Raw genomic sequence first — 9,954 nt, forward strand, 5'->3', positions numbered from 1 at the left:
CGAGGCGCGGTCATAAATGACGACATAGGCCAGATTTGCTGCAGTCTCAAATCGCCATGGAGATGGCGCTTCAGCGCTTGTCCGGGCCTTCGCGAGCCGCAATCTGCTCGACGAGATCGACGATCGAACGGCGCATCTTCGAATCGGTGATTCGCGTGAACGCCTTGGTCAAGGCGAGCCCTTCGGAGGTCGCGAGAAAGTCCGAGACGTAGGAAGGCGAAGCGCCTTCGCTGAAGCCATCCGGACCCGGCACGCCGCTCGGGCCACCCTCGAACAGGAATGACACCGGTACCTGGAGAATCTCGGCGATCTGCTGGATGCGGCTCGCGCCGACTCGGTTGGTGCCTTTCTCGTATTTCTGGATCTGCTGGAAAGTCAGGCCCAAAGCTTCACCGAGTTTCTCCTGGCTCATGCCCAACATGATGCGGCGCATGCGCACGCGACTGCCGACATATTTGTCAACAGGGTTGGGCGCTTTCGACATTTCCTCAGCCCTCCAAACATCACCTTCGGAGCAGTCATCAAGCATGCCCTGGGTGCAACATCGTCAAAATCAAACCCTGTTATTGGGAAACATTGCGGAGAAATTTAGCAATGCACCGCTGTCTTTCGCAGCCGGTGCAGAATGGGGAGCCCGCGTGCAGTCTGTCAACCGTGGGACGACGGTTGTCAAAGGATTCCGGCCGCTTCGCCGGCGGCGCGATCAGGGCTGACGCTTGGCGACGCGTCGGCGGAGCGCCAGGAGCACGGCCACCGCGACGAGCATGGCTGCGGGCACATCACCCACCCGTGCATAGACGGTCGGTGGGATCGCGGCCGGGAGGTTTGCATCCAAAATGCCTTCGATGCCGAGACCGAGGCTCGCGACCGTGCGTCCGACCGGATCGATTACTGCGGAGATGCCGGTATTGGCGGAGCGGACCAGCGGCAATCCGAGTTCGATCGCGCGCATCCGCGACTGCTCCAGATGCTGATAGGGGCCGGTCGAGATGCCGAACCAGCCGTCGTTGGTGAGGTTCACGATCCAGCCCGGGCGTTCGTTGCGTCCAGCCACTTCGCCGGGAAAGATGGCTTCGTAACAGATCAGCGGCAGCGCAGGCGGTGCGCTGGCGACCGGCAACGTGTGCCGCACGGTGCCGGGAATGAAGCCGCCGCGCACACGCGTCAGTTGCTCGAAGCCGAGTTTCTCCATCAACGCCTGGTAGGGAAGAAATTCTCCGAACGGCACCAGATGCAGCTTGTCGTAGACTGCGAGCACGCTGCCGTCGTGATCGATCACGTAGATCGAATTGTAAGCGCGCGTGATCGGCGTGCCGCGCGGCAGGTCGGGCGCGCGGACCGACCCCGTGATCAGCACGGTGCCCTTCGGCAGGAGGTCGGCAATTTGCGCCATCGCGTCGGCTTCGCGGGTCAGGAAGAACGGAAAGGCGGATTCCGGCCAGATCAGGATGGTGGCATCGCGCACGCCGGTCGATTGCGGGCCGGAGGCGCGGTCCGACAGCGCGAGGTACTTCTTCATCACTTCCGCCTTGGCGGCGTAGTTGAACTTCGCGTCCTGCTGCAGGTTCGGCTGCATCAAGCGCAGCTTGGCGCCGGCGACCATCGTGGTCGGATGCAGCGAGAGGCGGATTGCGCCGAAGATGCTCATGACGGCCAGGACTGCGACGGCAGCCGCCGGCACGCGCCATGGCAAGCGGCGATCGGGCGTGCGGTCGATCAGCGTCGCCGGGCCTGCGAAGATCGCAACGGCCAGGAACGTCATGCCCCACAGGCCGATCAGCGACGCCGTCTGCGCCAGCGGCAGCGGCTCGGACAGCGCGTAGCCGAACGCGTTCCAGGGAAAGCCGGTCAGCGCGTGACCGCGCAGCCATTCGCTGACGGTCAGGCTTGCAGCCAGCGCAAGCACGCGCGTGGCGTTCCTGGTCCAGAGCAGGCGCGCCAGCGCAAAGCCGATCGCCGTGAAGATGGACAGATAGGCCGGCAGGCCCAGCACGGCGAACGGCGTCAGCCAGGCGAACACGTCGGCATCGACGAAGAAGGCGTAGCCGATCCAGTAGAGGCCGGGCACGAAATAGCCGAGCCCGAACCAGTAGCCGGTCAATGCGGCGGCGGGGATGCCGCCATATCGGCCGGCCCCGGCGCCGTCGATCAGCCAGACCAGCACCGGGAAGGTGACGAACAGCACCGGGAAGAGGTTGAACGGCGCCAGCGCCAGCACCGACAGTGCCCCAGCCATCATGGCGATGACAGCGCGCTTCCATCCCCAGGCGAGGATGATGGCAAGCGCAATCTGCCGGAGCCGCTGGAATGGACTCACTGCGGGCCGGTCCCGTCGCTCGGTGGCTGCGTGGGCGTGTCGCCGGCCGGTGGCTGACCACCGTCCGGCGCGGCCTCGCGGCGCCGGCTCTCGCGCTGGGTGCGAGGCGCGGGACGTTCCTTCCGCGTCGAGATGCGCAGCCGCTTGACACGGCGCGGATCGGCATCGAGCACCTCGACCTCGTAGGTGCCGGGGCCCGAGATCACTTCGCCCCGCACCGGCAGGCGTCCGACGAAGCTGACCAGATAGCCGCCCAGCGTCTCCACGTCCTCGCCGGCTTCGCCGGTGACGAAATCCTCGCCGATCACCGAGCGGACGTCGTCGAGGCTGGCGCGAGCGTCGGCGATGAAGGCGTTGTCGGGCAGGCGCACGATCGAGGGTGGCTCGTCGCTGTCGTGCTCGTCGTCGATCTCGCCGACGATCTGCTCGACGATGTCCTCGAGCGAAACCAGCCCGTCGCTGCCGCCATATTCGTCGACCACCAGCGCGAGGTGAATGCGCGTGGCCTGCATCTGCGCGAGCAGGTCGATCGCCCGCATCGACGGCGGCACGTAGAGCAGCTTGCGGATGATGCGCGCTTCCTCGAGCGGCAGCGCGAGATCGACGGCGCGCAGGTCGAGCCCGGCCGGCAGCGGCTTCTTGCGCTTGGTCTTGGTGGCTTCCGACACGCGGGCACGCGCGGTCATGAAGGCGAGCAGGTCGCGGATGTGGACGATGCCGACGGGATCGTCGAGCGTCTCGTTGTAGACCACGAGGCGCGAATGGCCGGCGCTCTCGAAGCGGTCCATCAATTCGCCGAGCGGGATGTCCCGCTTCACCGCGACGACGTCGGCGCGGTGCACCATCACGTCGGCGATGCGGCGCTCGTGCAGGCCGAGGATGTTGCGCAGCATGGTGCGCTCGACCGCGGAGAAGCCGGTGTCGTCGGGCGTCGTCGCATTGAGCACGACCTGGAGGTCGTCGCGAACCGATCCCGCCTTCCAGCCGAACAGGGTGCGGATGGCGCGCAGCAGCCAGCCTTCCGCGGTCGGGCGCAGCACTTCGCCTGGCGTCACCACGGCCGGCAGATTGGCCGTGTTGCGGGGATTGTCGTGGATCGGATCGGAATCCGGCATCTCAATGCGTCCCCGGACGGTCGGCATAGGGATCGGGGATGCCGAGATGAGCCAGGATCTCGCGTTCGAGCGCTTCCATCTCCTCGGCGTCGCCTTCGTTCTCGTGGTCGTAGCCGATCAGATGCAGGAAGCCGTGTACGGCGAGATGGCTCAAATGATGGTCGAACGGCTTTTGCTCCTCGTCCGCCTCGCGCCGCATGGTCTCGTAGGCGATCGCGATGTCGCCGAGCATGCGCGGCGCATCGCCTTCCTTCCACGCGCCCTCCGGCTGGAGCGCGGGGAACGACAGCACGTTGGTCGGCTTGTCGATGCCGCGCCAGTTGCTGTTGAGGGTGCGGATGCCGGCGTCATCGGTCAGCATCACAGCCACTTCCGCATCGGCAACGTCCTCGTCGACGTTGTCAGCGGCGGCCGCCACCGCGCGCTGGATCACGGCTTCGGAATCAGGCTCGCGCTGCCAGCAATCGGCGACGACGATGACCTCGGTCATGGGAAGGTTGGGATGGGACATTGTGTTGTCTGGGACGAAAGGCGCCGTGTCCGCGCCTCCGGGGTCCGGTGTTGCCTCGTCAGGATTGACCAGTGGCGGGCCGCTGCGGCGAACCTTCGTAGGCGGCAACGATCCGCGCCACGAGTTCGTGGCGGATCACGTCCTCGGCCTTGAAATGAACCTGGGCAATTCCCTCGACGCCGTTCAAGAGGCGGGTCGCCTCGGCCAGACCCGAGGTCTGGCCGTTCGGCAGGTCGATCTGCGAGGGATCGCCCGTCACGATCATGCGGCTGTTCTCGCCGAGACGTGTCAGGAACATCTTCATCTGCATCGACGTGGTGTTCTGGGCCTCGTCCAGGATGATGGCGGCGTTGGTGAGCGTGCGGCCGCGCATGAAGGCGAGCGGCGCGATCTCGATCTCGCCGGTCTGGAGCGCCCGCTCGACGATACGCGCATCCATGAGGTCGTAGAGCGCATCATAGATCGGCCGAAGATAGGGGTCGACCTTCTCGCGGAGATCACCGGGCAGGAAACCGAGCCGCTCGCCGGCTTCCACCGCCGGACGCGACAGGATGATGCGATCGACCTCCTTGCGCTCGAACAGCTGCGCGGCATGGGCGACGGCGAGCCAGGTCTTGCCGGTGCCGGCGGGACCGATGCCGAACACCAGCTCGTGCCGCTTCAGCGCGCGGATGTAGGAGTCCTGTGCGGCCGTGCGCGCGCGCACCGGGCGCTTGCGCAGGTTGATGCTGTCGAAGGTCGATTTGGCCGATTTCGCGTCGAATTCGAACAGTGAGCCCTGGGCGATCACGGCGCGGATTGCGCCTTCGACCTCGCCCTGATCGAGATCCTGCCCCTTCACGGCTTGCGCGTAGAGCATCTCCAGCACGCGGCGTGCGGCATCGCAGCCGTCGCGGGTGCCGCCGATGGTGATGTGGTTGCCCTTGGAATCGACGACGACGCCGAGCCGCCGCTCGATCTGCGCCAGATGCTGGCCGTAGGGGCCGACCAGCGCGGAGGCGGCGCGGTTGTCGTCGAAGTCGATGACGACCTGGGTCTCGGGCGGAACTTGCATGTCGCGATCAAATTTGCGGCTGGGAGCGAACGAAGACGAATCCGATGCGCTTTTGGGCAAGGGTTCAGGCTCCAGTGGCTTGCGATAAAGCGGGTTCGCGCGCCGTGCGCGGCGTCACGAGCTCGCCGAGAAAACTGTAGCGCTCGAGGCTGTCGATCCGGACCGGCAGGACTTGTCCGATGATGTCGGGCGAGGCCATCACATGGGCGGGCTGGAGGTAGGCGGTGCGGCCCACGATCTGGCCCTCCTTGCGGGCCCGACGCTCGAACAGCACGTCGACCGTTGAGCCAATCGCGGCCTTGTTGAAGGCCGATTGCTGGCTGTCGATCAGTTCCTGGAGCCGCTCCAATCGCTGGTCCATCTCGGCGGGGGACACCGTCTCCTGCATGTCCGCGGCCGGCGTTCCCGGCCGGGCGGAGTATTTGAACGAATAGGCCGCAGCGTAGCTGATTTGCGTGACAAGCGCGAGGGTGGCGAGAAAATCTTGCTCGCTCTCGCCCGGGAAGCCGACGATGAAATCTGATGAAAAAGCAATGTCTTGGCGCGCGGTACGGAAACGGTCGATGACTCGCCGGTAATCATCGGCGGTATGTTTCCGGTTCATGGCCGCCAGAATGCGGTCCGAGCCCGATTGCACCGGCAGGTGCACGAACGGCATCAGGGCACCGAGATCGCGATGGGCTGCAATCAGGCTGTCGTCGACGTCGCGGGGATGGCTGGTCGAATAGCGCAGCCGCGCAACGCCGGGAATCGTCGCCAGATGTTCGAGCAATTTGCCGAGCGGCCAGTTTTTTCCGTCAGGCCCCTCGCCGTGATAGGCGTTCACGTTCTGCCCGATCAGCGTGAGCTCGCGCACGCCGTTATCGGCGAGCCGCTTCACGTCCTCCACGATCTTCGCCACGGGGCGCGAGACTTCGGCGCCGCGCGTGTACGGCACGACGCAGAAGGTGCAGAACTTGTCGCAGCCTTCCTGCACGGTGACGAAAGCGGAAATGCCGCGCGCGCGGATCGCATCGGGCTTGGGCTGGGCCAGGAAGCCGAACTTGTCTTGAGCGGGAAATTCCGTTTCGATCGCGCGGCCTTCGTCGCCGGCGCGCTTCAGCAGCGCCGGCAGATGATGATAACTCTGCGGTCCGACCACGACGTCGACCACCGGCGCCCGGCGCACGATCTCCTCGCCCTCGGCCTGCGCCACGCAGCCTGCAACCGCGATTTGCATCGCCCGGCCTCCCCGCGCGGCCTCGTCCTTGGCGACACGCAGGCGGCCAAGCTCGGAATAGACCTTCTCCGAGGCCTTCTCGCGGATGTGGCAGGTGTTGAGGATGACGAGGTCGGCGTCATCAGCGCTGGCCGTCTCCACGAATCCCTCCGGAGCCAGCGTGTCCACCATGCGCTGGGCATCGTAGACGTTCATCTGGCAGCCATATGATTTGATGTGCAGCTTGCGCGGCGGCGTCATGGAACCCGAAAATGGAGGTGGAGGACGGCCCTCAGATATAGGCTGGAGGGGCGAAAATCCAGCGAATGGGGGCCATTTTCGGCCGTCATTCCGGGGCGCGCACCAGCGCGAACCCGGAATCTCGAGCTGAGTCGTCTAGATTCCGGGTTCACGCGCGTTGCGCGTGCCCCGGAATAACTGCGAGGGGGCAATAATCAGCCCGCCAGGACGTCCGTCTCGACCCTCCGGACCAGCTCCGGCAGCTGATGCATGTCGGCAAAGGTCAGGTTGGCGCCGGCCTTATGCAGGGTCTCGGCATGGCCGTCCCCGCAATGGCTGCCTCCGTAAAAGCCGAACACCGTCATGCCGGCGGCGCGGGCGCCGGCAATGCCGGCCAGGCTGTCCTCGATCACGACGCAGCGCTCGGGCGGGACGCCCATTTCCTTCGCCGCGAACAGGAACAGGTCCGGCGCCGGCTTGCCGTTCTTCACCTGCGAGGCCGAGAAGATGTTCGGTGCCAGGCGCTCGTAGAGCCCGGTACTCCCGAGGCTCACACGCATGCGCTGATGCGAGCCGCTCGAGGCGACGCAGACGGCTTGCGTGACGACATCAAGCACATCATGGATGCCGCGGATCGCCTCGAGGTCGGCCTCGAACGATCGGAACAGCTCGTCCTGGAGATCGCCGTGATAGGTCTCGGGCAGCTTGCGGCCGAGCTCGGTCTCGATCTCGAGATTGGCCTGCCGCGTCGAGCGGCCAAGGAAGCGCTCGAACACCTGATCCGACGTGATCGGATAGCCGTGGCGCGTCAGCACATCCGCATGCGCGCGACACGAGATCACCTCGCTGTCCACGAGCACGCCGTCGCAATCGAAGATGATGAGATCGATGGGCACTAAGGCATGACCCGGAAAAGTGTGACGCGGTTTTCCGACCAGGTCATGCCCGATCAATTGGTCGGCTTGTCGTCGTCGAGCGGGACGCAATAGAGCTCGAGCCGGTGATCGACCAGACGGTAGCCGAGCTTGCGGGCGATCTCGGCCTGGAGCTTCTCGATCTCCTCGGAGGTGAACTCGATCACCTTGCCGTCGCGCAGATTGATGAGGTGGTCGTGATGGCTGTCGCGCATCTGCTCGTAGCGCGCGCGGCCCTCGCGGAAATCGTGGCGCTCGATGATGCCGGCATCCTCGAACAGTTTCACGGTGCGATAGACGGTCGAGATCGAGATCTTGTCGTCGACCGCGACGCAGCGCCGGTACAGTTCCTCGACGTCGGGATGATCGATCGCTTCCGCGAGCACGCGGGCGATGACGCGGCGCTGCTCGGTCATCCGCATGCCCGTGGCGGCGCAGCGCGCCTCGATATCGGACGCCTTGGATGCAGAAGAGGGTTTCAGTGTGGTCATAGCGTTGTCTGCCTGGCGGGCGCCTTCTGCCACCGATGTTACGACAAGTCACGTCGCATCAGAAGGGCGTTCAATTGTTCCCCATTGGGCTGCTTATAGTAGCGATCGCGGCGCCCGACCACCATGAATCCGCATCGGTCGTAGAGCCGCCGCGCCGGCTGGTTGTTTTCCTCGACTTCGAGAAATATTGTGCGCACGCCGCGCCCGGCGAGGTGGCCGAGATGGGTCATCAGCAGCGTGCGGGAGAGGCCGCGGCCGCGATAAGCTCCGTCCACCGCAATCGAGAGAATTTCCGCTTCGTCCGCGCCGATCCGCGACACCGCAAAGCCGATCGTCTTGCGGCCGAGACGCAAGCGATGCACCAGCGTGTTGCGCTCGCTGATCATGCTCTCGAACTCGCCTTCGCCCCAGCCGCGCGCGAAGGATGCGCCGTGCAGCTGCGCGAGCCGCGCGGCATCGCGCAAGGTCGCGGGCTCGACGACGGGGCTGCCGCCGTGCCACCACTCCGACAGCCATCCCATCATGAGGTTGCGGCTTGCGCTGCGAGCGGCCTCTGCGCCGCCGGCTTGGCGTCTGGCGCCTTCAGATAGAACGGCCGCGCCGGCGCGGCGTCGGGATTGGCCGCCGCACCCAGCCAGGCGATCCAGCCGATATCGGGCGCGGGCTGCGCGTCGACCGCAACAGGCTGCGGTCCATCCTTCGGCCAGCGCTCGGCGAGGATGTTCGCCGCATTGCCCACCAGATGCGGCGCGCCGAACTGGGAAGCCGCGATCGCCTCGCCGATGGGGGCGACCTTCGGCCGCACCAGCTGGCTGCCGTCGCCGGCGACGATCTGGAAATAGACGTGATCGTGCCGCGCGTCGATCGCCGAGAGCACGGGCGCCGATCTGCTCTGGCCCACGACGGCGGCGGCATAGGCCGACAAGGTGGTCAGGCCGACGGCCGGCCGCGCGGCCGCGAGCGCAAGGCCGCGCGCCGCCGAAATGCCGACGCGCAGGCCAGTGAAGCTTCCGGGACCGACGGTGACGGCGATGCGGTCGAGCGCGGTGAAGGCGAGATCGGCCGATTGCATCACCCGCGCGATCAGCGGCATCAAGGCTTCGGCATGACCGCGCTTCATCGGCAGCGATTCCTGTGCGCGCAGCTCGGCCGTTTCGGTATCGAGCACGGCTGCCGCGCAGGCGTCGAGCGCAGTATCGATGGCGAGGATCAGCATGAAAAAGCGAATGGCGAGTGGCGAATGGCGAACAGTCTAGCGAAGTAAGCGCCTATCCGCCATTCATCACGCACGATTTGCAGGCCCCCGACAACCGTCATTCCGGGGCGGTCCGTAGCACCGAACCCGGAATCTCGAGATTCCGGGTCTGGTGCCAACGCACCATCCCGGAATGACAACTTCGTCGTCACATCGGCCGGACTTCGACCACGTCGGGCACGAAGTGCTTCAAGAGGTTCTGGATGCCGTGCTGCAGCGTCGCGGTCGATGACGGGCAGCCGGAGCAGGCGCCCTTCATGTTGAGATAGACGATGCCGTCCTTGAAGCCGCGGAAGGTGATGTCGCCGCCGTCATTGGCGACGGCCGGCCGCACCCGGGTCTCGATCAGGTCCTTGATCATGTCGACCGTCTCGGCATCGGCCTCGTCGAAGAACTCGTCCCCGTCGTCGAGATCGGTGTCGCTTTGCGCCGTGCCGTCGGCGAGCAGCGGCGCGCCCGACATGTAGTGCTCCATGATGGCGCCGAGGATCGCGGGCTTGAGCTGCTGCCATTCACCGCCGGCCTTGGTCACGGTGATGAAGTCCGATCCGTAGAACACGCCGGTGACGCCGGGCACGTCGAACAGCTTTTCGGCGAGCGGCGAACGCGTGGCCGATTCGCGGCTCGCAAATTCCATCGGGCTGCCGTCGACCACGACGCGGCCGGGAATGAACTTCAGCGTGGCGGGATTGGGGGTGGCTTCGGTTTGAATGAACATGGTTCTCTCCAGACGTCGCCGGTTCAAGGCCGGCGCGTGCCTATCCACTAGCAGATGGCGACGGGGAACGCACGGTCAAGGGGTGCCGGGATATTAGTCCATAAAAATCAAATGGTTGGGCTCGACTTACCCTCCCCTGGA

The 9,954-nt window shown here is 65.6% G+C and carries 11 protein-coding genes; all 11 read right to left on the reverse strand.

The window, feature by feature from the left end:
- Positions 1-70 precede the first annotated feature (70 nt).
- The 11 genes from XH87_RS08320 to XH87_RS08370 all read right to left on the reverse strand — a co-directional run bounded on the left by XH87_RS08320 (position 71) and on the right by XH87_RS08370 (position 9,813).
- Entirely contained in the window at positions 71-484 is a 414-nt protein-coding gene (locus XH87_RS08320) for a helix-turn-helix domain-containing protein (protein WP_018319423.1), read from the reverse strand.
- A 219-nt stretch (positions 485-703) separates the two neighbouring features.
- Entirely contained in the window at positions 704-2,317 is a 1,614-nt protein-coding gene (gene lnt, locus XH87_RS08325) for an apolipoprotein N-acyltransferase (RefSeq protein WP_271586877.1), read from the reverse strand.
- On the reverse strand, positions 2,314-3,432 hold the full coding sequence (locus XH87_RS08330; protein ID WP_271586878.1) for a hemolysin family protein: 1,119 nt from the start codon (positions 3,430-3,432) through the stop codon (positions 2,314-2,316). The genes lnt and XH87_RS08330 overlap by 4 nt, the downstream gene beginning before the upstream one ends.
- 1 nt (position 3,433) lies before the next feature.
- A complete protein-coding gene (gene ybeY, locus XH87_RS08335; RefSeq protein ID WP_271586879.1) occupies positions 3,434-3,943 on the reverse strand; it encodes an rRNA maturation RNase YbeY in 510 nt (169 codons plus the stop codon).
- A 58-nt stretch (positions 3,944-4,001) separates the two neighbouring features.
- Positions 4,002-4,997, reverse strand: a complete 996-nt coding sequence (locus XH87_RS08340; protein ID WP_035704328.1) for a PhoH family protein — start codon at positions 4,995-4,997, stop codon at positions 4,002-4,004.
- A gap of 64 nt (positions 4,998-5,061) precedes the next feature.
- Positions 5,062-6,456, reverse strand: coding sequence for a tRNA (N6-isopentenyl adenosine(37)-C2)-methylthiotransferase MiaB (gene miaB, locus XH87_RS08345; protein WP_271586880.1), 1,395 nt, complete (start codon positions 6,454-6,456; stop codon positions 5,062-5,064).
- Positions 6,457-6,650: 194 nt separating this feature from the next.
- A complete protein-coding gene (locus XH87_RS08350) occupies positions 6,651-7,331 on the reverse strand; it encodes an HAD family hydrolase (RefSeq protein ID WP_271586881.1) in 681 nt (226 codons plus the stop codon).
- Positions 7,332-7,384: 53 nt separating this feature from the next.
- On the reverse strand, positions 7,385-7,840 hold the full coding sequence (locus XH87_RS08355) for a Fur family transcriptional regulator (protein WP_061879908.1): 456 nt from the start codon (positions 7,838-7,840) through the stop codon (positions 7,385-7,387).
- Positions 7,841-7,878: 38 nt separating this feature from the next.
- A complete protein-coding gene (gene rimI / locus XH87_RS08360; protein ID WP_271586882.1) occupies positions 7,879-8,364 on the reverse strand; it encodes a ribosomal protein S18-alanine N-acetyltransferase in 486 nt (161 codons plus the stop codon).
- Entirely contained in the window at positions 8,361-9,056 is a 696-nt protein-coding gene (tsaB, locus tag XH87_RS08365) for a tRNA (adenosine(37)-N6)-threonylcarbamoyltransferase complex dimerization subunit type 1 TsaB (RefSeq protein WP_271586883.1), read from the reverse strand. The genes rimI and tsaB overlap by 4 nt, the downstream gene beginning before the upstream one ends.
- Before the next feature lie 187 nt (positions 9,057-9,243).
- Positions 9,244-9,813 carry a NifU family protein gene (locus XH87_RS08370; protein WP_035704340.1) on the reverse strand — a complete coding sequence of 190 codons (570 nt, stop codon included), beginning with the start codon at positions 9,811-9,813 and terminating at the stop codon, positions 9,244-9,246.
- Positions 9,814-9,954: the final 141 nt, after the last annotated feature.

This window comes from Bradyrhizobium sp. CCBAU 53415, assembly GCF_028128735.1.
Taxonomy (GTDB): Bacteria; Pseudomonadota; Alphaproteobacteria; order Rhizobiales; family Xanthobacteraceae; genus Bradyrhizobium.

Coding starts and splice junctions, on each gene's coding strand:
- XH87_RS08340 (WP_035704328.1), bottom strand. CDS start 4,997: ATGCAAGTTCCGCCCGAGACCCAGGTCGTCATCGACTTCGACGACAAC.
- miaB (WP_271586880.1), bottom strand. CDS start 6,456: ATGACGCCGCCGCGCAAGCTGCACATCAAATCATATGGCTGCCAGATG.
- ybeY (WP_271586879.1), bottom strand. CDS start 3,943: ATGTCCCATCCCAACCTTCCCATGACCGAGGTCATCGTCGTCGCCGAT.
- XH87_RS08370 (WP_035704340.1), bottom strand. CDS start 9,813: ATGTTCATTCAAACCGAAGCCACCCCCAATCCCGCCACGCTGAAGTTC.
- XH87_RS08355 (WP_061879908.1), bottom strand. CDS start 7,840: ATGACCACACTGAAACCCTCTTCTGCATCCAAGGCGTCCGATATCGAG.
- tsaB (WP_271586883.1), bottom strand. CDS start 9,056: ATGCTGATCCTCGCCATCGATACTGCGCTCGACGCCTGCGCGGCAGCC.
- rimI (WP_271586882.1), bottom strand. CDS start 8,364: ATGATGGGATGGCTGTCGGAGTGGTGGCACGGCGGCAGCCCCGTCGTC.
- XH87_RS08330 (WP_271586878.1), bottom strand. CDS start 3,432: ATGCCGGATTCCGATCCGATCCACGACAATCCCCGCAACACGGCCAAT.
- XH87_RS08320 (WP_018319423.1), bottom strand. CDS start 484: ATGTCGAAAGCGCCCAACCCTGTTGACAAATATGTCGGCAGTCGCGTG.